At 46.3% G+C, this 22,952-nt stretch carries 21 protein-coding genes; 1 reads left to right on the top strand and 20 read right to left on the bottom strand.

What is annotated here, in order from left to right; all coding sequences use genetic code 11:
• Positions 1-36 precede the first annotated feature (36 nt).
• The 12 genes from J2Z65_RS00670 to J2Z65_RS00725 all read right to left on the bottom strand — a co-directional run bounded on the left by J2Z65_RS00670 (position 37) and on the right by J2Z65_RS00725 (position 14,772).
• Entirely contained in the window at positions 37-1,881 is a 1,845-nt protein-coding gene (locus J2Z65_RS00670) for a PrpR N-terminal domain-containing protein (RefSeq protein ID WP_167056554.1), read from the bottom strand.
• Positions 1,882-2,216: 335 nt separating this feature from the next.
• A complete protein-coding gene (locus tag J2Z65_RS00675) occupies positions 2,217-3,179 on the bottom strand; it encodes an NAD(P)H-dependent glycerol-3-phosphate dehydrogenase (RefSeq protein WP_167056551.1) in 963 nt (320 codons plus the stop codon).
• A 123-nt stretch (positions 3,180-3,302) separates the two neighbouring features.
• Positions 3,303-4,127 carry a transporter substrate-binding domain-containing protein gene (locus J2Z65_RS00680; RefSeq protein WP_167056548.1) on the bottom strand — a complete coding sequence of 275 codons (825 nt, stop codon included), beginning with the start codon at positions 4,125-4,127 and terminating at the stop codon, positions 3,303-3,305.
• 66 nt (positions 4,128-4,193) lie between these two features.
• On the bottom strand, positions 4,194-5,078 hold the full coding sequence (locus J2Z65_RS00685) for a glycoside hydrolase family 43 protein (RefSeq protein WP_167056545.1): 885 nt from the start codon (positions 5,076-5,078) through the stop codon (positions 4,194-4,196).
• A gap of 32 nt (positions 5,079-5,110) precedes the next feature.
• Positions 5,111-6,766, bottom strand: a complete 1,656-nt coding sequence (locus J2Z65_RS00690; protein ID WP_167056542.1) for an MGH1-like glycoside hydrolase domain-containing protein — start codon at positions 6,764-6,766, stop codon at positions 5,111-5,113.
• Positions 6,767-6,869: 103 nt separating this feature from the next.
• Positions 6,870-8,216 carry an ABC transporter substrate-binding protein gene (locus J2Z65_RS00695; protein ID WP_167056539.1) on the bottom strand — a complete coding sequence of 449 codons (1,347 nt, stop codon included), beginning with the start codon at positions 8,214-8,216 and terminating at the stop codon, positions 6,870-6,872.
• A 112-nt stretch (positions 8,217-8,328) separates the two neighbouring features.
• Positions 8,329-9,168: a carbohydrate ABC transporter permease gene (locus tag J2Z65_RS00700; RefSeq protein ID WP_167056536.1), complete on the bottom strand. Its 840-nt coding sequence runs from the start codon at positions 9,166-9,168 to the stop codon at positions 8,329-8,331.
• Between the two features lie 4 nt (positions 9,169-9,172).
• The gene (locus J2Z65_RS00705; RefSeq protein WP_167056535.1) at positions 9,173-10,090 is read right to left on the bottom strand and encodes a carbohydrate ABC transporter permease; all 918 of its coding nucleotides are present in this window, start codon (positions 10,088-10,090) and stop codon (positions 9,173-9,175) included.
• 86 nt (positions 10,091-10,176) lie between these two features.
• The gene (locus tag J2Z65_RS00710) at positions 10,177-11,790 is read right to left on the bottom strand and encodes a response regulator transcription factor (protein WP_240159633.1); all 1,614 of its coding nucleotides are present in this window, start codon (positions 11,788-11,790) and stop codon (positions 10,177-10,179) included.
• Positions 11,783-13,585: a sensor histidine kinase gene (locus J2Z65_RS00715; RefSeq protein WP_167056529.1), complete on the bottom strand. Its 1,803-nt coding sequence runs from the start codon at positions 13,583-13,585 to the stop codon at positions 11,783-11,785. The genes J2Z65_RS00710 and J2Z65_RS00715 overlap by 8 nt, the downstream gene beginning before the upstream one ends.
• Before the next feature lie 188 nt (positions 13,586-13,773).
• Complete coding sequence (locus J2Z65_RS00720) at positions 13,774-13,920, bottom strand: hypothetical protein (RefSeq protein ID WP_167056527.1); 147 nt, start codon at positions 13,918-13,920, stop codon at positions 13,774-13,776.
• Between the two features lie 51 nt (positions 13,921-13,971).
• On the bottom strand, positions 13,972-14,772 hold the full coding sequence (locus J2Z65_RS00725) for a glucose 1-dehydrogenase (protein ID WP_240159632.1): 801 nt from the start codon (positions 14,770-14,772) through the stop codon (positions 13,972-13,974).
• A 131-nt stretch (positions 14,773-14,903) separates the two neighbouring features.
• Between J2Z65_RS00725 and J2Z65_RS00730 the strand changes: the two genes are divergently transcribed.
• Positions 14,904-15,764 (top strand): alpha/beta hydrolase, encoded by an 861-nt coding sequence (locus J2Z65_RS00730; RefSeq protein ID WP_167056524.1) that lies wholly within the window; start codon positions 14,904-14,906, stop codon positions 15,762-15,764.
• A gap of 171 nt (positions 15,765-15,935) precedes the next feature.
• Here the strand turns inward: J2Z65_RS00730 and J2Z65_RS00735 are convergent, their stop codons facing one another.
• The 8 genes from J2Z65_RS00735 to J2Z65_RS00770 all read right to left on the bottom strand — a co-directional run bounded on the left by J2Z65_RS00735 (position 15,936) and on the right by J2Z65_RS00770 (position 22,942).
• The gene (locus J2Z65_RS00735; protein ID WP_167056522.1) at positions 15,936-16,199 is read right to left on the bottom strand and encodes a hypothetical protein; all 264 of its coding nucleotides are present in this window, start codon (positions 16,197-16,199) and stop codon (positions 15,936-15,938) included.
• A gap of 121 nt (positions 16,200-16,320) precedes the next feature.
• Positions 16,321-16,710, bottom strand: a complete 390-nt coding sequence (locus tag J2Z65_RS00740; protein WP_167056519.1) for a hypothetical protein — start codon at positions 16,708-16,710, stop codon at positions 16,321-16,323.
• Between the two features lie 14 nt (positions 16,711-16,724).
• Positions 16,725-17,789: a rod shape-determining protein gene (mreB, locus tag J2Z65_RS00745; RefSeq protein ID WP_167056518.1), complete on the bottom strand. Its 1,065-nt coding sequence runs from the start codon at positions 17,787-17,789 to the stop codon at positions 16,725-16,727.
• A 239-nt stretch (positions 17,790-18,028) separates the two neighbouring features.
• On the bottom strand, positions 18,029-18,532 hold the full coding sequence (locus J2Z65_RS00750) for a GNAT family N-acetyltransferase (protein ID WP_240159631.1): 504 nt from the start codon (positions 18,530-18,532) through the stop codon (positions 18,029-18,031).
• A gap of 262 nt (positions 18,533-18,794) precedes the next feature.
• Positions 18,795-19,643 (bottom strand): 3-hydroxybutyryl-CoA dehydrogenase, encoded by an 849-nt coding sequence (locus tag J2Z65_RS00755; RefSeq protein ID WP_167056515.1) that lies wholly within the window; start codon positions 19,641-19,643, stop codon positions 18,795-18,797.
• Between the two features lie 19 nt (positions 19,644-19,662).
• Positions 19,663-20,838: an acetyl-CoA C-acetyltransferase gene (locus tag J2Z65_RS00760; RefSeq protein WP_167056513.1), complete on the bottom strand. Its 1,176-nt coding sequence runs from the start codon at positions 20,836-20,838 to the stop codon at positions 19,663-19,665.
• 111 nt (positions 20,839-20,949) lie between these two features.
• A complete protein-coding gene (locus tag J2Z65_RS00765; RefSeq protein WP_167056510.1) occupies positions 20,950-21,930 on the bottom strand; it encodes an alpha-ketoacid dehydrogenase subunit beta in 981 nt (326 codons plus the stop codon).
• A 1-nt stretch (position 21,931) separates the two neighbouring features.
• Positions 21,932-22,942, bottom strand: a complete 1,011-nt coding sequence (locus tag J2Z65_RS00770; protein ID WP_167056507.1) for a thiamine pyrophosphate-dependent dehydrogenase E1 component subunit alpha — start codon at positions 22,940-22,942, stop codon at positions 21,932-21,934.
• Between the last annotated feature and the right edge of the window lie 10 nt (positions 22,943-22,952).

Here is a 22,952-nt window from a genome sequence, read left to right on the forward strand (position 1 = left end):
TGATAGGAATCCCCTCATAACAACGGGGGAAATCGTTTAAATTTGCAACACATCTTTCAATTTACGCCATAGGGTAGATCGGTTTATCCCTAATCGTTTCGCTGCTTTGGACTGATTCATTCCTTCTTTTTCCAATATCTCCAGTAGTATTCTCTGTTCAATTTCATCCCATGATCCTGACAAATTGACGGTTGCGAGCTGACTGGTTGCTTCCGTTTGCAACGATTCCCTCACTTTCTGCCAACCCTCTTTTGCTTCCTTCGTACCAATATAGTGACTGTTTGTGCAAGCAAGCATGCTCTCTAGAACAACTCTCAGTTGGTGAATATTACCTGGCCACAGCTTGTTCATCAGGTCGTCTTCCAAAACCTCTTGCCGAATACCAACGATTTGCTTGCCATGACGAGAGTTATAATTGGCAATTAATACACGGGCGATCTCTTCAATATCCTCCAACCGTTCCCGAAGCGGCGGTAAACTCACGTACATGTCCATAAATGCCAGGACAAACGCTTGATCCATCTCTTCTTTTTTGAGCATCAGCTTTATCGGGTGAGAGGTGGTCACGATGAGACGGGCATGCGTACCCGTAGTCATGGCAGAGAGAAGCTTGCGCTGCAGCTGTAGACTTACATGTTGGATGTTTTCCAGACATATCGTTCCGACCGATTCTTTGAAAAGTAGTCCCGGAAAATCATCTGTGCCGAGTAAAACCGATTCTTGCTCCTCATCCGATAATTGGTCGCATGGAAGTATGTACAACGCATCCCCTGAGCTTTGGCTTGCGGCATGGATCGCTTGACAGAACAACTGCTTGCCGCTTCCCTCTTCCCCGCTTATCCAAATCGGATTACGCGTTTGTGCGAGTGCTTTGGCACGTTTGATAGCCTGCAAAATAACGGTGCTTGAACCCATAATTTGCGCAAAAGTTGCAATCCGGTCCGTTATTTGAAAATTGTACGAGGCTGGACTATTTATTTTATCTGCTGAAGGATATAAGTAAACAAAGTAGCTGTAACTCGGGCTGCTTAACTTGGGAGGCGGGACAACGATTTCAATGCTTACCTGCCTTTTTTGGAACCACTTCGTTTGCTTGGTTACGCCGATTGCGCTGCTTTTGCCGGCTTCCTCCAAATAGCGGCCCCACATCGGATCTATGCCTGCCAAATTCATCCCGCGGATAACCGAGCTGTTGTATCCGAGCAATGACGCGGCGGCTTCATTCGCATATAGGATTCCTCCCGAATCGTTTATTGCCATGACCCCGGTTCGGTGATGTTCCAGAATATGCTCAAATAAATGCTCGTTTTCTTGCGCTTTCCAAAGGACATCGTAAATCCGCTTTACCTCTTCAAGCGCTTCAAGAACAGACTCTCGTCCACTTGTAATAAGAATGCCGTTATAGCCCATTTCTTCTGCCGTATTCACGGTTACTACGTCGCCAAGGATGATTTGAGCGTCATGCTCAAAAGCGGTCTGTAGGGCTTGTGGAACGTCAGCAGCCCGATCTACCGAATACATGGGAAAATCGTAATCCAGCAAACTGGACACTTCCGCCACACCGCGGCAAATATTTGGAAAACCAATAATAGCCACTTTGCTGTTAGAGTTTTTAACCAAGGTGAGCACGCGCAAAATATCATAACCGGATACGGGTATATCGACGACAGGTGTTGTTACATGGCTTCGAATTAGCGTTGATGTTCCCCCCCGGCTCAAAATAACGTCATAGTTTCCCTTGGCAGCATGTACGATAGGGAGAGCGTTGTGGAGATCCGCAACCTCAATATCGATTTTAATCCGAGCATCATCTTTAGCGATGTCTTCCATTAAACCCTTCAATCCTGGGTATGGGGCAATGGCCAGTACTTTAATTTGCATAGGTATCCCCTTCACATAACATTTTGAGATATAAGTGTTGCATAATATAACATATAATTGCCATTATAAGCTTTTCCATGTTATTATCGCCACTTTCACAATTGAATATTTGATTATGCAACATCCGGTTAGTGGCAGCATATTTCCGTATATGTGAAAGAGCCATCTTCCGTGATCGATAATCACATGAGGATGACTCCTTCGGTATATCCTGCTTCTCTTGTACTTTACAAGCCGCTCCACCAAGATTTGTTTACATAACTTTTGTTATGTATATAAATTAAAGGGACAACTAGTTTCCTTTTGCCCGCGATTGTGCCGACATATTGATTAACTTAAATGCGTTCAAATTTAACGGGTCTCATAAATAACTTGATAAGCTGCTCTCTCGCATCTTGAGCCTCCCATATAACGGAATTCACAGCCTGACAGATCGGCAGCTCCACATCATATTGGGCAGATAACTGCAATAAAGCTTTTACGGTGGCCGCGCCTTCTGCCAATTTCTCAAACGGCTCATTTTTTACAAATGCTTCCCCAAAACGCCGATTATGGCTGTGCTTTGAAAACACGGTAGCTTCATAATCACCGAGATGCCCAAGACCGTAAACGGTCATCTCGTCCCCTCCCATAGCTTTGACTAATCTGGCGATTTCTTTGGTTCCTCTAGACATTAATGCGCCCTTCAAACTTGAGTAACCTAATCCATCCAACATGCCTGCTGCAATGCCGATGACATTTTTCGCGGCCGCTCCGATTTCATTGCCTAGCAAATCCTCTCCATAATAGAATCGGATCGTCTCGCTTCCTAAATTGTCAACAATCAGCTTCGTGATGTTAATGTTATCCGAATCAATCACCATACAGTTCGGAATATCCTGTACAAAATCTTGTACATGCCCAGGGCCAACCCAAATGGCAACATCGACCGGCTGTTGAATTTCTTCCATAAAAACTCGTGTCAGTCTCTCGCCTGACGACATTTCAAGTCCTTTCATGCACAGAACAAAGGTCTTGTTGGCAATTTTCATCGAATTAAGCTGCTTAGCAAAGCTTCTAAGCTCTTGAGCGCTAATCGCAATAAAAACAAGCTCAGCCAAAGCAATAGCTTCATCCAGGTTATTCGTTAATTGAATACTAAGGGGTAAATCCAAATAATCATTTTTTCGCGTTTGCAGCAGCTTTTCATAATTTTGGGATGCGTCTCTTCCCCATAACAGGACTTCATGACCTTGTTTATTGGCATACCAAGATAAAAAGGATCCCCATCTCCCGCAGCCTAATATCGAAATCTTCATTCCGTGCACTTCCTTTACGACTCTTTTGGATACCTGTTTTGCATATAATTGCCTTTTAGGACTATTCGCGAAAATATGGAACTATCCTTCAACCACATGAATTCAAAAAACAAAAAGGCCGCACTATTCGCGACCTTTTACTGTTTCATGCTGCATTTCATATTCCATGTCTTTTTTTATTTTATCCGGCATGACATCCGGCTTACTTCCAAACCACTTCGTATACATGGTTTCATAGGTTCCGTCTTTGCTGACAGCTTCGATGCCTTTATTCACTTTGCCGATATAATCATTGCGCTTTTTCCCGACGACAGCGTATCTCTCTTTATTAAACGCTTGTCCAACCATTTTCACTTGTCCTTGCGCTTTATCCTGCAGAAAATCATGCGCGTTGCGCTCGTCGAAAATCGCGGCATCCACCGTATTGTTTTTTAATTCGTTGTAGATATCGGCTATGTTGGAATAGCTGCGTATTTTAGCCCCTTGAATCTCACCGGCGTAGTTAAATGCCGTCGATCCGTTCTTGGTCGCCACCACTTTTTGGGTTAAATCATCTTTACCTTTGATGACACCATTGTCTGTGGATGTGAGAACCACTAACCCTGTTTGAAAGTAAGGACTGGAGTAATCAAGGTTGTTCTTGCGGGCATTGCTGACCGTCATGCCGGCTAACGCTAGATCAACCCCGCCGGATTTTAAGCTTTTGAGCAATTCCCCATGTTCCATAGGAACGAGCTCATATTGAATGCCCGCCTTTTGTGCAATCGCTTGCCACAAATCGACCTCGAAGCCTTTTTTCTCCCCATCCTCCATATACGTGAACGGACGGAAGTTTTGCTCGATGCCGACCTTAATTGTTTCCTTTTTCCCGCACCCTGAGGCAGTCGGCATAACCAACAGGACGGCCAACAGCGCGATGCTCCATTTGCTTCGATTTCCAACCCTCATTGCTTGTATACCCTCCTTCTCGTAACAACGGTATTATTTGTTAATCGATAGAAGGTTATACAGTTGTTAAGCCAGAGTCAGCTTGCCGTTTACTTCATACAGCTCCAAAAACACGGGCCGCTCGTGGGGCGTTTGATTTGGCGTATGAATCGCAAGCATCCAAGTATCTCGGAAGGACCGAAAGATCATAGCATGCCCGCCATCGTTTCGGTAAAGGGCTTCCGGTTCATGTTCCCACGGTCCCAAGATGCTGCCGCTCTGCGATTTCGCAATGCCAAGCGCATATCGGTTGTCGATGAAGCTTGCCCACAGCAGCAGCAATTCCCCGCCTGCCGCATGAAACAAATAAGGTCCATCCGTCACATAGTTTTCCTGATCTTTATATTTCGCAGCCTTGAACGAGGTCGTCCACGGCGCTTCCGAAGCCCGGAACAGTACAACAGGATCGCCGATCGCACTACTCAAATCGTTTGTTAAACGAACCGCACACACCTCGCCGTCTGCAACTTGCTGCCATTCGTGGCAGAATATCATCCACGGGTCGCCTGCATGATCTATGAATAAAGTTCCATCCAGCGAACTCCAGTCTTCCGGCGTCACTGGGCCTTCGCTGTGTGGCTTAAAAGGACCTAGCAAATGGTCGGCGACGAGAACGGCCGTACCTAACAGATGATTGTCCTTCCGTCTAAAAGTAGCAAACATATAATAACGATCTTTATACGAATAAACTTCCGGAGCCCAGAAATTCGTATCGGAGTAGAAGTCCTCCTGGGGCCGAAATACCGGATAAGGCCCCTCCCAGTTCTCTAAATCCTCTCCGACATAGGCATCAAATCCTGTGCCTTTCCCCCATATATTCGCATCTGTGCTGCCAAATAAATAATATTTACCTTCGCCAGGCACCGGAACGACGAACGGATCACGAATCTGTAAATCTTTATTCGAAACCATATTGATTTCCCCCTCACTTTCTAACCATCAAACTACCGATAGGTTGGCGCTATAACACCCATATCGACGTCTACCTTTTTCAGCTCCAGCCCGTTAACCACATTGATTCGCTCATTTCCTTTAACAGCTACTTGCCACTCTTGGCCTGCATATGTGACGATTCCTTCTACCGTTCGAACACTCATCCCTATGAGCGACTTCAGATTTCCTTGACGGTCCGTTACAGCTCTTAACCCATTAGGAAACTGGAGACTAGCTTTGCCATCGCGATAAACAATGGATTCATCCGTCGTATTTACTAGTTCAAAAGAAACCCCATCGACAATGCGGCTATAAGCCGTAGCATCGGCAATTTCTTCCCCATGATCGACCGCATAAGGCAACAAGCCTGTAAACCACAGTTCGTTACCCGGTCTAGGCATAATCCCGCACAGGCGTTCAACGTAATCCAGCATGCACAAGATGGCTGGCGAGTATGTCTGCGTAAAACCCTCTTCCCCCGTCCAAGGGCTTAGCGCTTGGGAGAAGCGTGTCATTTTATGAAAAGCCGCCATAATCGGATAAAGCACATAGGTTAATTCCACATAGCGTCCATGATGCTCAAACGCATGCGGAGCCCGAATCAGGCTGAGAAAGTTAGAAGGCCCCGCCCAACTGTTATAGCTGGAAAAAGGATCAAATCTTGGATCATCCATCGCGATAGAGGTGAAAGGATACTTAGCAAAAAACTTGCGCGTATTGAGCAAATATTTGTTCAGTGCTTGATCAAAGAAAGCTCGATCTCCTACTTCGCAAGCTAGTACGCGCAGTAGAACATCGGACTGAACGCGAACAAGCTCCTCATTTTTATCCCGATCGTAGAAAAATTGGTCCTCCGCGTCGAAGCAGTATTCGAATAAGCTGTTCAAGCTGATTTCCGCCTTTACAAGCCATGGCTCCCCGCTTTCCCCCAATTCTTCCGCAATTTTTGCCAAATACAGTCTCTGGCAGTACACATTTGCCGTTAAATCCGGTGCAATGAACGGCAGGATTGGGGAATCCGGATTATAGGTTCTTGCATCATTCCTATGTGGCGTATCCGGCACATGCCAGAAACGCGGCGATAAGTCATGGCCGGTATCAAACGTGCAGAACGCTTCGACAGCATTGGAACCTCGCGTATTGCGATAGGTCTGCAGCCACTCATCATAGCGCTCCATCGCCGCATACATTTTCCGCAAAAAAGCCTTATCCTGCCCATTCATTTGATAGTGATTCCAGACGCTTCGCGCAAGCGGTGTCACTAACTGAATTTGCCTGTACGACGGGCCAGCTTCGGTCAATTTATAGGGCATTAAACCATCTTCACGCTGAAAATCGGCAAATAATTCATATGTGGTTTGTGAGACGGACGGAATAAACCGCGAAAGCAGTTCTGCATTTATCGTTCCGGTGCTTTCCAGCCAACAGCCTAAATAAATGCCCCCTTCATGCAAAATAGGCTTATCGCCGCCGGTTGGCACCACACAATCCAGCAATTTACGGAGTGCCTCATAATAAACACGCTCAAATTTTTCGGAAGAAGCCGCAAATTTTACGCCATGATGCATCCATTCCTTAAGAACTGGACCATCGGACGCTTTTTTGAGTTCACCAAGACGTTCCTCTATTTGAATGGCACGCAGCTTATTTAGTAAATCTAGGCTCATAGAAATACCTCTTTTCTTTAAAATGGAATTCAAGCAATTTCATTCTGCTAATGTGAAAAAGACTGCCAGTGGCAGTCTTTTTCTCCCGGCAAAGCGGTTTTTCTTATTTGTTATTATTGAAAATTTTCACAGCGCCGGTGTAGAAATCTGCCACGCCTTTTTTCACATCTTTTTTGCCGAAGCCGATTTCTTGTACCGTCGTTTCAATCAATTTTGTATACTCTGTGAAGCCTGGAGGATTGTAACTGATCGCAAATGGCTCTTTGTTCGTTGCAGCCGAAACGCGGCTGGTGTAATCATAGATGACTTGATCAACCGGACTCGCATCCTTTTTCAGCAAATCGCGCATTTTGGATGTAACGGGAACGCCACGATCATTGCCCAAAATTTTGGCTGCATCCGGATCATTGATCCAGTAGTTCATCAGCATCGCCACTTCTTTCGGATGCTTCGTTTTGGCATAACCGGACAAGCCTTGGCTGGATTCGAATACGACACCTGTCCCTTTCGGTCCGCGAGGCAGTTGAACCAGCTCCAACTTATCTTGGATCAAGTTCTGATGAGCGCCAAGCTGATTGGAGGCTAGCAAACTCATAGCTACTTTACCGGTAACAACGAGGGATTTGCTCGTATCAGACGGTGGATTGGACACCTGTAACGCTGGTGTGACTACGCCGCCGGCTTTTGTCATCGTATCCCATAATCCGAACCATTCTTCGGCATCTTTTTGCTCAAATCCGAGCTTCGCGTTATCCATATCATAGAGCATTTTGCCACGCTGCTTCATGTAAATATCCATGCCATCGACAGTGAAATTGTACGTACCAAATACGTCTTTACCTAGCTTATCGGAAATTTCCTTACTGATTCTTCCGTAATCCTCCCAAGTCCAGCCATCCTGTGGAACCGGAATACCGGCTTTTTTGAACAGCTCCGTATTGACCACGATCCCCCGTGCGTTGGCTCCGGCAGAAACATGAAGCAGCTTGCCTTTGAATGTGCCATATTGGATCATCGATTTGTCCATATCGCTTAGGTTAAGCTCCTTGCCTACATAGGGGTCCATCTCAAGCAGGACGTTTTTATTGGCATAATCTACAACGTTGCCGCCAAGGAAGAATGCATCAGGCGCTGTACCCGAAGCCAGTTGTGTGTTGAGCTTATCGAAATAACCGGAGCTTGGCGCAAATTCACCGACGATTTTGATATTAGGATTTTTCTCTTCAAACTTGCGAAGCGCTTCATTCGTGCGATCTGCACGCTTCTGGTCGCCCCACCACATTAATCTTAGTTCAACCGGCTCGGCCTTTGCTGCTGCGGTAGCTGAACTTGTTGCTGCTGCGTTAGGTGCGCTGCTGCTTCCGCTGCTGCCCGTCCCCGTACCTGAGGAACATGCCGTTGTAACCGCCATCAGCACTGCCATTGTTGTCATGACCAAACTTTTTTTCATAGGTAAATTCCCCCTGCTTCTGGTGTAATGATCGACTATAACCTGATCGTAAAGCATTTTCAAACCACTTAGAATGTCATTTCTTCGGGTGTTGACTCTTCATTTTTTCGGGTTATTTCAAACCTGTGGTCGCAATGCCATCCAGAAAATATTTCTGAAAGGATAGAAATATCGTCATGATCGGCACAAGTGAAAGGACGGACATCGCAAGCAGCGCGCCCCAATCCGACTCCCCTGAAGGATCAAATAAGGAGCGAATGCCGAGTTGAACCGTAAATAATTTGATGTTGTTCAAATAAATCATTTGCGAGAAAAAGTCGTCCCAGGTCCAAATAAAAGTGAAAATAGCCGTTGTAATTAAAGCAGGCACAAGTAGCGGCATAATAATGCGAAAATAGATTTGACCTTGCCCGCAGCCGTCGATAGTTGCACTTTCGTCCAATTCCTTCGGAATTCCCCGAATGAACTGTACCATGAGCAAAATGAAGAAGGAATCATGTGCAAGCCATTTAGGTACGATGAGCGGTAAATACGTGTTAATCCACTCAAATTTGTTATAAATAATGTACTGCGGAACCAATGTAACATGGTAGGGGAGCATAATGGTCACCAGCATAAGGCTAAACCAAAGCTTCTTATATCTAAATTCCAGCCGGGCAAATGCGTATGCAGCAAAAGAACACGTAATGATGTTCCCAAGAACGGAAAGCACCGAAATTTGAGCGGAATTTAAGAAAAATCGTCCGAAGGTAGTGCCCTGCAGCCCTTTCCACCCGTTGACATAGTTCTCGAACGTGAACTTTGACGGCCAAAGACTCGTATCTGAGAAGATCAGTTGATTCGGTTTAAAAGACGAGCTTAACAGCCACAAGACCGGATACAGCATCAGCAAACCAAAGGCGATAATCAACAAATGTTTAAGCAGTTTCGTGTAGTTCCTATTCACAGTCATTGGATCATCCCCTCTCATCCTTGCCGTCTCCGTAAAATACCCAATATTTCGATGTCAGGAACACAACAGCCGTCAATACGCCGATCACAACAAGCATGATCCAGGCAAGTGCTGCGGCATAGCCCATATCGAAGAAAGAAAACCCTTTCAGATACAAATACAGCGTATAAAATAAAGTCGAATTTACCGGTCCTCCGCGTCCGTCACCAATGACATAGCCGGGTGTAAACACTTGGAACGAATTGATAATACTCATAACCAAGTTGAAAAAAATGACCGGCGACAAGAGCGGCAGCGTAATTTGAAAAAATTGTCTGACTTTACCTGCTCCGTCCACTTGCGAGGCCTCGTACAGATCGGCAGGCACCTGCTTCAGACCGGCCAAAAAGATGACCATTGCAGAGCCAAACTGCCACACGGACAACGTAATAATCGTGGACAAAATATAGTCCGGATGCGCGACCCAAGCCGGTCCTTCAATGCCAAACCAGCTCAGAAATTGGTTGAACAATCCGTCTCCGTCGAATATTTTGCGCCATACGATCGCAATCGCAACGCTTCCTCCCAACAGGGATGGGATGTAATAAACAGTCCGATACAAGCCGAGCGCCCGGATTCCCTTATTTAGCGCCAATGCCACCAGTAAGGCGAAAATCAGTCGCAGAGGCACGGACAACAAAGCGTATTGGAACGTTAGTCCCATGGAGTGCACAAAGGAGTCATCTTCCTTAAAAATTTGCACATAGTTGTCCAATCCTAGCCAGCGGGGAGTATTCAGCAAATTAAACTTCGTGAATGACAAATACAGCGAACCCAGCATTGGCCCCAGCGTTAAACAGAAAAAACCGACTAACCAAGGCAATAAAAATAAATAGGCCGTACGATTTTGCCGCGAAAGGGCGGTTTTACGTAGAGATGACATGAGCGCCCTCCTCCTTCGTGATCGTTTCCGGTGACTTTGCATCACCAATAGGATCATCATAAGGATTTGCGGCGCTCCTTTGAATGCTATTTCTTCGGCTCTTGATTATCAAATTTTTCAGGTACTTTAAGACGAATCCGGTAGTCGGATGGCGATATCCCATACATGCGTTTGAATTTGGAACTGAAATAACTCGCATTGGAGAAGCCGGTCAATTCCGCGATATCCCAGAGGCTAAGCATCGTTTCGTCCAGCAATTGCACAGCCTTCGCCATTCTCACGTCCGTAATGTATTGGATGAATGTTTTGCCGGCTTTAGCTTTAAACATTTCGGAAAAATACGAAGAATTATAATTAAAACGTTCGGCTAACATCGTTAAATTAAGATCATACATATAATTATCTTGAATGAATTGTTCAGCAGCCTGAATCATCGAGTGCTCGGCATGAACCGGATCCTTTTCCGGTCCGCGGATGATTTTATCCGCCAGCTTTTTCAGGAATTGCTGCGCTTTAGCTGTCGTATCGAACCCCCATACCTGCTCGGGACGAATCCACAGCTGCTCATTGCTTTCCAAGATGATGCCGGCCGTAAAGGCCATCGCATCCAGCATGAGGTAAAGCTGAAAAATAAGTTTCACAAATCGGGCTTGTGAAGCCGCAAAAGCGGCACTCAGCTCCTTCTGAACCGCTTGCTCAAAAGAAGCCAGATCGCCTCGCGTTACATATCGCTGCAGTACTTTCGACATCTCTTCCGAGAGATCTGCTTCCATCGCGGATTGCTGCTGAATTCCTTGTGGGACTTGATTACCATTCAAATTCCAAGCTAATAGCGCAGATAAATAGCCATCCTTCCACTGCCTTAGGCCCATCACCGGCTGTCCCATGACAATGGCAGGTTCGAATCCCAAATGGTCCGTTACCGCAACGCGAAGGTTATGCGCAAATTCCTTCAACTCCTCCTCACCAGCCACGGTAACGAAATGCATTAAACCCGTGTAATTAGCATCCCGAAATACATGGAACAGCCCATTCGTCGTCTCTGCAGCTTCTCTGCAAAACATTTCGAAAGGAAGCCGCATTTTGTCAGGCGAACGCTCACCTTGACCCTCCGCATGCAAACGCTCCATAGACCCTGCGGTGACGAAGCGCGCTTTGGAAGTTTCCCATGAATCCAGTTGAAACCACTTTGCTCTTTCCCGCAGCGTGGACTCCCTTTCCACCTCTTCTTTGACAAGATGGACGATAAAATGCTCTTTCATCTCTTTGTAATATTGCGAAAGCCGCCATTGTATCATAGCTTGCTGATCACGTTCATTACGCAGGTCTTCCAGCTCTTGAACGATTTTGCCCAAAGTTTCCGTCAATTCATCCTGTGTCACAGGCTTTAGCAAATAATCTCTAGCCTGATTGCGAATTGCCGCTTTAGCATAGTGAAAATCTTCATACCCGGTAATTACGATCAAGCGCAAAGTGGGATACAGCTCATAACACGATTCCAGTAAGGATACGCCATTCATGACAGGCATGTTCATATCCGTAATCACAATATCGACGGGATGCTGCGTCAACCAATCCATGGCTTCAGCCCCATTGCCCGCTTCGCCTGCGATGGTTAAGCCTAAACGTTCCCAGTCGACCTTGAGCTTTAAACCAAGCCGAATTTCCGGTTCGTCATCGACAATAAGTACGTTATACATCAATAGTTCCTCCTTGAATTGGCAGTATCAGGGAAATACTTGCCCCTTCCAACTCACCCGAAGTTATTTCAAATTCGAACAAATTCCCGTAATAGAGCTGGCACCTAGCTAACACATTACGCAAGCCGATCTGCTCAGACCGCGTTTTCAAAATATGCTCAAAATGGGTTGTCAACGATTCTGCCCGCAGCTCCTGCGACAACTCCTTCGTGATCCCGGATCCGTTATCGGCAACAGTGAGAATTAACCTCGCCTCTTCTCTCCGTACGCGGATCATCACTTTCGCTTCAGCTTGTTCCTTGAAGCTGTATTTTACAGCATTTTCAATCAATGGCTGTAAAATGAATTTGGGAATCACGCAGTCGCGCAAATTCTCTTCTTCCTCCAACGTGAGATGAAGCCTGTCCGCAAAACGGATTTGAAGGATGGACGTATAATGGCGGACATATTTCAGTTCTTCTCCCAGAGGAGTCAAATCATTGCTGATTCTCAAAGAAAAACGCATCATTTTCCCCAAAGCTTCTATAACTCTCACCGTATCTTGGGTACGCTGCTGCATCGCCAGACTGCTTAGCAATTCCAAGGTATTAAATAAAAAATGCGGATTAATCTGCATCAACAACGCTTTATATTCCGCCTGCTGCCTCAACAGCTTCAGTTCGAATTCCGTTTTGATATGAAACCGGAGTTGACTCACCATGTTTCGGAACGTGGTCGTGACATAACTGACCTCATTACGCCCCTTTTCCTCGGCGGGTATCCGCTTCTCTGCCCCGTCGAAATCGCCCATCTGCACATAGCGCATCCCGGATGCCAGCCTTGAGAGCGGTTTCGAAATCCCGTGCGAAAGCCAAATTGCCGCAGCTATTGCTCCTACCAGTAATAAGGAACCGAAAATCAGCATGCTTGTGCGCAGCTTGTACAGCTTGCCGTATAGATCGACCTCCGGCACTATGCCCACCAACAGCCAATTGTTTAATTTCAACTTTTTATATACCAAAATATCCTTAACGCCATCTTCATTTTCTAGATAAATGACGCCGTTCTGCTGAGCATTATTGCGAATTGTCTCCATTTTCTTGGCCGCCTCGGGGTGAGAGGCAAATTCATGCTGTCCCAGAACCGATTGTCCATTGCCATCCAATAGGAAAATCGTTCCTTTTTCACCAAGATGGATACGATTTAACGGCTCAAGGAAAAATTCAGCCCTGACATTAATTTTCATCATATTTTTAGACTGGGAAGGCTCGAAAGTACCGATTGGCAGCAATAAACTGAGAACGTCGAAAGGCTTCAAACGCCTCACTTCAAGTGGATCTTGATGGGCGGATACCCACTGAATGCCTTTCGTTTTAAATTGATCATACCACGGCTCATTCTTGAACGAGGAATCATCCGTGATCTGATTATCCGCAGAGATCCACATTCCCTCTTGCCGATACACCGTAATGGACGACACAATCGAGTAATTGTTCGTGGTTTGCGTCAAAAATTGGCTCAAATTAATGTTCGCAAGCATCTTTTCACCCGCCGGCAAAGCCGGATCTGACAAGGTGTTATCCCAACTTTTCGTCATTGAGCTGTTAAAGACAATCGAGGAAACATCATAAATTTGCACCAATGCCATATTAACAAAAGACGCGTACTCGTCCATTTTTTCGTAGGCAGACGATTCGATATAAGAGCGAATGATTGAGCGTGACTCCGTAAAAAAAAGATACGACATCGTCCCGAAAGAGACGAACAATAAGACGACGAAAAAGACGATCAATCGATTTTTGAGCGAGTAGAACATTCAAAGCCCCCTCTGACTGGATATCATGTCTATAGTAATTACATCCATATAACGCTTTGAGGCAGCGTTTTGTCAACTGAGAAAAACTAATGCATACTTTCTGCGGACTGCTTTTTCTCGTGAATAAGCCTCCTTCAAAACAAAAAAAGCCGCAAATAATTGCGGCTTTTCCAGTGCTGTTGATATTGTCATTCATCGCCAACTTCAAACTCGCCATTCAATTGGTTTGCATAGGCTCGTATCAAATCATATGCATGCTCAGATTCCGTATCCTTCATCTGCACGTCATCTTGCATCTCTAACACGTCGTCATCCTCTTCGTTATGCATATGCATGCTGCCAACCCCTTACAATTGTTACGTTTAAGGTTTCCTTTTTCAACATACTTATTCATATATCATTTTAACCGTCATCCCGCCATCGATTGTCAGATTCTGACCTGTTATGAACCCCGCCTTGTCACTGGCTAAATAAAGACAAGCCGCGGCAATATCTTCAGGCTTGCCAACTCTGCCTATTGGATGCTGCATTTTATCCGCTTCGGTATGAACAAAACTAGACTCATTGGCAGGATATTGCCAATCTCTAACCTCAATCCATCCCGGTGAAATCGCGTTGACGCGAATTCCATAGCTGCCTAAGCTAATGGCCATCGCATGTGTAAGCGCGGAGATACCTCCTTTAGAAGCAGAATATGCCTCAGTATTGGGCTCCGACATAAATGCACGTGTAGACGACATGTTAATAATCGCACCGCCTCCAGCCTTATTCCTCATCAAACGCGCCGCCGCTTGTGAACATAGAAAAGCTCCACCTAAATTAACGGAAATAACCCGCTGGAACTGTTCGCTCGTCAGATCAAGTACATCCGTGTTATGCATGATCCCTGCATTGTTCACAAGCACATCAATTCCGCCTAATTCTGCGTCAGTCCGCTGCACCCATTGCCGAACTTCCTCTTCTTCGGAAACATCCACCTTCATGAAAATGACGTCCTCCGTATATGGATGCAGGAGCTTGATCGTTTCCAGTCCGGCATCTTCATTCATATCCGCTATGGAAATGCCATATCCTTCTTGGGCAAAGGCGAGAGCAATAGCACGACCTATGCCTTGACCTCCGCCTGTTATCGCTGCAACTTTTCGCGTATTCATCACCTTCATCACCTCATCATGATTTTCACTCATTTTATCATACCCCTGCATGGAAACATATGTAATGGAACTCAGAAATGTTTAAGCTCAGAAGGAAGTTGAACTTTAGGCATGGAATATCTTTCTTGATCAATCAAATCCTTCATTTGGAGTGCTGCTCATTTATGACGACATATTCAACCGATTTCAAAACATTTACCGCCCGGGACGGGGCACAACTGCCTTTCCGATACTTCGAAGGCCCTTCGGATACCGTACTCATCTTTTTGCATGGCATAACGGAACCAAGCCTTTATTTACGGGAATTAGGCAAGTATATATCCAATCAGAGCTTGGCAACTGTTTATTTGCCGGATTTACGCGGTTATGGAGATTCTCCGATTCGCCGAGGTGACATTGATTATATAGGGCAATTGGACGATGATATCGAGGACTTATTCCGCTTTGTGCAATCACGTCACCCGAAGGCAACCATTCTTTTTGGCGGACATTCCGCAGGAGGAGCTACTGCACTGCGACAAACGATTCGCCCGATTCATGCGGATGTACACGCTTATTTGCTGATCTCACCCGCACTCAGCCCTAATTCGCCGCTCACTCGCAAAGATGGCAACAGCAATGAATCCAAAGTGAGTATTCCCAAATTTGCGTTATTAATGGGACTTAACGCAATAGGCATTCAGCGATTTAACAATACCGTCGTATACCGCCGGCTCACACCTTCGGAGAACCTCCACGGAACTGAATCCTGTCATCTAAGCTACCGCCTCGCCTTGTCACGTATGGTAGACAATCAATTCGAGAAATATTTGCAACGCTTGAACCCGTCTACATTCGTATTTGTCGGCGAAGACGATGAAGTATTCAATGCCCACGCCTATGAGCCGTTGTATAGCAAACATTGCTCTGCCAAGGTGCGTGTACTTGCCGGTCACAATCATGACGGAATCGTCAAGACGCACGAAGCCCATGCAATCGTAGGAGAATGGCTGAAATCCATTCGGACAAAAAGGCTTAAATCTTAAAAGTTGTCTTGTCCGCTAAAGGCTCATTCGCTCCGTCCTCCCGACGGAGACGGCCTTTTTCGTCCTCTCAGGCACCGAACACTAACAAAAAAATGACTTGAAGATTCCCATAGGAACTCAAGTCATTTAAGATTTACCCAACAGACAGCGAATTAAACTTATAGCTGAAGCTTAGTTGTACGTAATTTTCAAACCTAATTCTGCTGCACGGTTTAGTGCGCCTTCCGAGAACTTAGGCTTTTTATATATCTTTTCAAATTCTTCCTTATCCAGCGGCATCCATTTGAAATCTTTGTTTTGATAGATCCACGTTTTGGGTCCCCAATCGACATGAATAGTCCGATTCGTTACTTTTTTGATGACCCCGATTTCAACAATAAAACCGGTTTTACCGAACAATTTAGCACAGTATTTATTAAGCATTTCGCTCACCATGACACCCCATTTCTCTTTACCTTCGCTCTATTCTCTTACAAAAAACAGGTTATTGCAACCGTTACAGGTTTCACCGTATACAAAAAAGACACCAAACATGGTGTCTAACTTGCTAAATCAATTAACCGACAATGTGATTCGAACGGAGTGAATCCAGGATTGCGGCTGCGACTGTCATTGAGCCATCCTGATCATCATACTCTTCACCGAAAGATGCACGAAACAATTGATCGATCTTCTTACTAAGTCCAAGTGACTCCAAATCCTGTAGATGTTTAGTCAAATAAATCGTTATCGTACGCGTTTCGCCTTCATACTCATCATCCGGGCAACCCAGCGCCAGCAGTTTGACAGGATCCCATGCATCGATATGCGTTTTGACCGTCTCCATGATAGGTGTTGGATCATAGGGGAGTGAGTTCAAATACATATTCTCTTTGATAATTTCCTTTTTGATACTCCAAAGCATATAATTCATCTTCGTTTGTTCGGATACAGCTCTAAACTTCAACGGAAAAGCCTCCTTTATTGGACGCTCTCTTGATTCTCTGTCATCAACTTGGTAGACTCTGTCATCAATTTGGCAGATCGTTCAATTATCGCCCCATTGAAGTTTAGCATTTTCCCTGTCCCTTGGGCAATACATGCCATCGGTTGTTCAGCAAGAAAAACAGGAACGCCTAATTCTTGTTGAAGACGCTTGTCCAACCCTTCAAGCAAGGCGCCGCCACCACATAACAGAATTCCCTGTTCCATTACATCGCCAGCCAGTTCAGGAGGACATTTCTCCATTGCGAGCCGAATACACTCGACGATCGAGATCATAAAATCATCGAAAATTTCATAAATCTCCGTTGAAGAAATGGAAATGCTTCGCGGCAATCCTTCCATTAAATCACGCCCTCGAATGTTCATCGTGATTTCCTTCACAGGCTTCACGACGGTTGCTACATTCTTCTTGATCTCCTCAGCCGTTCTTTCGCCAATAACCATATTGTACGTTCGTTTCACATATTCAATGATGTCCTGATCGATCGACATGCCGCCACGTCGAATGGCCTCGCTAACAACAATACCGCCAAGAGAAATAATGGCTACTTGGCTCGTACCGCCGCCGATATCAAGAACCATGCTGCCTATCGGCTCTTCGACGGGAAGCCCGGCGCCCATAGCTGCTGCTAACGGTTCTTCCACAGTAGTTGACCGTCTTGCACCTTTATGAACGATCATTTCTTCAACGGCCCGCTTCTGAACATTGGTGATACCGCACGGCACTGAAATCAAAACATGAAAGCTGCGAAACCAATTATAGCCTTTTCTAATTTTGCCAATAAAATATTTAAGCATCGCTAAGGTCATATCAAAATTAGCAATAACGCCATCCTTTAACGGATAGATGACCTCAACATTAGCAGGTGTTCTCCCAATCATGTCATAGGCTTCTTGACCAATCGCTTTGATTTCCCCTGTATCCGTTTGAATGGCAACAACTGATGGTTCTTGCAGTACAATCCCCTTTTTTTGCTGATAAATCAGTGTATTGCAGGTGCCCAAGTCCACACCGAACAGTTCTTCCAATCTCTTTAACATGACTCGCTCCTTCTCGCTGTTTTTTAGACGATGCCCCTAGTAGCGTGTTTTATTTAAAATGATTATGACTAACTGCATCTGTATACTTGTTCGCACTGCAAGACCATTCTGCGGGGGTATACCACAAATACCCTCCCTTACATAGATATGGAGTCATACTGCCAAAAGCTCATCGACGGGCACTTTTACCCATAGTGACCCCCTTATCATGTCATACAAACTATCTTGTTTCTTTCCAACTATTTTAGAACTAAGCAATGAGTTACTTTATCATCGTTCTTAACTTCTTCAAACCCTAATGTTACATAGAATCTACTTGCAACAGGATTATCCGTGTACAAAACAAGCTTTTCAAAAGACTGGCCAGCCCTTTTAATTACTGCATTTATCATTTCTCTTCCTACACCATATCTTCTGAATTCCGGCAAAATATAAAGTCTCCTGACTCTGCCAGTGCCTTCTCCAATATTTGGATCTTGATTTAGACCGCATATTCCAATAATCCTATGATGCATACGGCACTCAAATAACGCTTCACCCTCTAGATTGAACACATTGATGCCAGTATTATATTCGTGTACGAATCTTTGAATATGTCTAAAGCCCTCCGAAGTGCTCTCCCATAATAGATCGGAAAGATGTTCCGTGTTAAGAACCTTTACTTCACTAATCTCATAGTTATTCATCATTTTCCTTTCCCAGAAACAAACAGACTTGTTTATTCTCAATTCATCCAATTCCAAGGATTTAAGTCACCTCATCCATGCTCTCAAAAGCCAACTCGTCCCATTTCACTCCATCCCACCAGTTTGGAATTTATATCCATATAATAACAAACGTATGTTCCCCTGTAAACCACTTTCCAAATATAAATTAACTTAGAACCACAATCTCCACAACAAAGAGGAACTACAGGGTCATATCTGCCCAAACTTCACATTTCAGCTACAAACGGCATAATAGCGGCCCTTAGTTCCCTCTCATGGTCATCATGTTCCCTCAAATTTAGTAAGTGTAAAATCCTTGCCCCGATTTGCGCCCCAATCGACCGGCTTTCACATACTTGCGCAGCAGCGGACACGGCCGGTACTTCGAGTCTTTAAAGCCATCAAATAAAATCTCCATAATCGAAAGACACGTATCTAATCCAATAAAATCCGCTAATTCGAGCGGTCCCATCGGATGATTCATGCCTAGCTTCATGACTTTATCCACAGATTCAACCGATGCTACGCCTTCGTATACGGTAAAAATGGCTTCGTTAATCATCGGCATCAGGATACGATTGGAGACAAACCCCGGAAAATCATTCACTTCAACCGGTGTCTTCCCCAGCCGCTCACTCAGCCCGCACACAACCTCAAACACTTCTTGAGACGTTTCCAGCCCCCTGATCACTTCAACCAAAGGCATGACCGGCACCGGATTCATAAAGTGCATTCCGATAATTTGAGCGGGCCTGCCCGTCACAGCTGCAATTTCAGAAATGGGCAGTGATGACGTGTTCGTGGCCATAATCGTATGAGGCGGGCATATCCCGTCCAGTCTGTGAAACAACAAAACTTTGAGCGCCATGTTTTCCGAAATGGCTTCGATGACTAAATCTGCCTGCTCCGCCTGTTCTACCGACTCAGCTGGCTGTATGCGGCTATAAATCTCATCCATTCCTTCGAGCGTAAGCTTTCCTTTCTCGACACTTCTGTTTAGCTGTTTGTTGATCGCCAGCATGCCTCTGTTCAGAAATTCCGGGGAAGTATCGTGCAGCAGCACACGCAGGCCTGATACCGCTGCCACCTGAGCGATCCCGCTCCCCATTTGTCCTGCGCCAACGACCATGATGGTTTGTATGTTCATAGTCTCGCTCCCCTCGACCTTAGTCCACCCGAATGAGAATCGCATCGCCTTGCGCAGCCCCGCTGCAAATAGCGGCTATGCCATAGCCACCGCCGCTTCTGCGCAGCTCATGGATTAACGTGAGCATAATCCGGGCACCGCTTGCTCCGATGGGATGCCCGAGCGCTATGGCTCCGCCTCCCACGTTGACGAGCTCCGAATTCCAACCGAGCAAGTTTCCACTGGTCAGCAAGACTGCGGCGAACGCTTCATTTACTTCAAACCTGTTGATTTGCTCCAGTTTCAAACCCGTTTGACGCAGTAGCTTTTGAATAGCCAACGCAGGCGTTATCGCAATGTACGGCGCTCTTTCCCCTACGTTCGCATGCCCCACAATCGTTGCAAGTGGACTAATGCCTTGGGCCAACGCTTTCTCCTTGGACATGACCACCATCGCCGCCGCACCATCGTTGACACTGGGAGCATTACCTGCCGTAATCGTTCCGCCCTTCACAAGCGCGGGTAATGCGGCGAGCTTTTCTAAGTTCGTGTCCGCACGCGGACCTTCGTCTTGATCCACGCTCACGATCCCATTTTTGGTTTGCACCTGAATGGGCACAATTTCCTCCGCCCGATTGCTCTTATTCCTCGCCTCAATGGCTAATGCATGACTGCGTAGTGCCCATTCATCCTGCCCCTGGCGGCTTATGCCGAACTCCTCGGCTACTTGACTGCCGTGCACGAACATTTGCACATGGTCAAATGGACACGTCAGCCCGTCATGAATCATCAAGTCAATGGTCGTCTGATTCCCCATACGCGCTCCCCAGCGGGTGCTTGGCAGTAAAAAGGGGGCGCTGCTCATACTCTCCATCCCCCCGGCAACAATCGCTTCTGCATCGCCGGACCGGATCATTTGATCGGCAAGTGTCACGCTCCGGAGTCCCGATGCGCACACTTTATTGATCGTTTCAGCAGTCACGCTCCAATCAAGCCCTGCCCAACGTGCGGCCTGACGCGCGGGATTTTGTCCTGCTCCTCCTTGCAGAACCATGCCCATGATCACTTCTTCAATGATCGATGGTTCTAACGAAGAACGCTGAATCGCCTCCCGAATAGCGCTCCCGCCAAGTGCAACAGCGGGGACATCCTTCAATGCGCCTCCAAATTTACCAAAAGGTGTGCGTGCACCTCCGACAATGACACTTTCCTTCATAAATTAGCCCTCCAAAGGTGAGTAGCCTCAGTAAATCACAGTATCTTGATTATATTTTTCCAAATAATGTTTCACTTAGTTATCGTCTCAAAAGTGAGCATGCCGCCTCCTTTACATTTCCGCTAACTGGCGCATCGCTTCTTTCACTGTATCCACATTTGGCAAGTAATACTTCTCTAACGTCGGAGCCATGCCTACAGCGGGAATATCCGGAGGACAGCATCGCATAATAGGGGCATCCAATTCATACAGCAGTTGTTCCGCCAGCATTGCCGAAATCTCCGCCCCGATACCCCCTGTCTTATTATCCTCGTGGACGATTAAGATTTTGCCGGTTTTTGCTGCCGCCTCAAAAATAGCCGGCTTATCAAGCGGATGAAGCGTCCGCAGATCAAGCAGATGTGTGCTGACACCTTCTAAGTCCAGTTCAGCCGCCGCTTTCAAGGCATAGTGAACAGACAGCCCATAGGCTATGACTGTAATATCCGTACCCTCGCGCCGTGTAACCGCCTTGCCGATCGGTACACAATAATCTTCCGCAGGTACTTCATCCGAAACAGAAAGATAACATTTCTTATGCTCGAAAAAGAGAACCGGATCATCGTCTCTAATCGCTGCTTTCAAAAGTCCCTTCGCGTCGTAGGCCGTAGACGGCGCTACAATTTTAAGCCCCGGCGTGCCAAAAAACACCGATTCGGGGCACTGCGAATGATACAATCCGCCGCCGCCCGTTGCGCCGTAAGGTGCGCGAATGACGATTGGGCAATGCCAGTCGTTATTGGAGCGATAACGGATTTTTGCAGCTTCGCTTATAATTTGATTAGTCGCCGGAAAAATGAAATCGGCGAATTGAATCTCCGCGATTGGTCTCATGCCGACCATGGCCGCTCCAATCGCAGCCCCTACGATGGCCGACTCGGATAGCGGTGTATCGAGCACCCGCAGCTCGCCGAACTTGTCTCGCATGCCCTTTGTTGCGTTCAGCACACCGCCTTTTCCGATATCTTCGCCAAGCACAAATACGCAGTCATCCCGCTCCATTTCCTCCACCATTGCCGAACGAATCGCTTCCAAGTAGGTTATGATTGGCATATCAAAGATCACCCCCATCTTCCCCGTACACATGCAGCAGCACGTCCTCCGGTGCCGGATATGGCGATTTTTCAGCATATTTTGTAGCATCATTCACTTCTTTCGCAATATTCTCGTGAAGTGCGCGATCCAGCTCATCACTGAGCACATCGCATTCCATCAAATAACGCCGAAACCGCAAGACGCCATCCTGTTCCTTATGGTACTCCACTTCTTCCTTCGTCCTATACAGCATATCGTCATCGGCCGTGGAGTGAGGAGGGATTCGATACATCATGGCTTCAATCAATGTCGGTCCATATCCGCGAACAGCGCGCTCTCTCGCTTCTTTGACTGCTCGATACACGTCAAGCGCATCATTGCCGTCTACACGTTGACCCGGGAAGCCGTACCCTGCGGCACGATCAACGACACGTCCGGCTACCTGCCGATGAGCAGGAATGGAAATCGCATATTGATTGTTTTCACACAGGAAGATCACGGGGAGCTTGAATACACCGGCGAAATTGAATGCTTCGTGCACATCGCCTTGATTGCTTGAGCCTTCGCCGAAGGTCACGAATGCGACATGCTCCTCCTTCCTCATCAAAGCGGTCAGTGCGATGCCAACGGCATGCAGAACCTGCGTGGCAACAGGACTTGACCCGGATACGATATGGAGCTTTTTATACCCGAAGTGCCCCGGCATTTGCCTGCCTCCGTTAATATCCTCCGCTTTAAACAGCGCAGCCAGCAGCAGCTCCTGAACCGTCATGCCAATTGTTAGAACAAAGGCATAGTCTCTATAATAGGGAAGAAAATAGTCCTGCTGCTTATCTAAAGCAAACGCAGCCGCCACCTGAGCCGCTTCTTGGCCGATACTGGAGATGTGAAACGCGGTCTTACCTGACCTCTGCAGCAATGTTGCGCGTTCATCAAATTTTCTCGCTTTCAGCATGTAGGTATACATCTTCAGCACGTCGTCGTCCGTTAAGCCTAGCTGTTGATGCTTGAGATTGTGCTGAGAAGACATCGCCATTCCT

Source organism: Paenibacillus aceris (assembly GCF_017874035.1).
Classification (GTDB): Bacteria; Bacillota; Bacilli; order Paenibacillales; family NBRC-103111; genus Paenibacillus_E; species Paenibacillus_E aceris.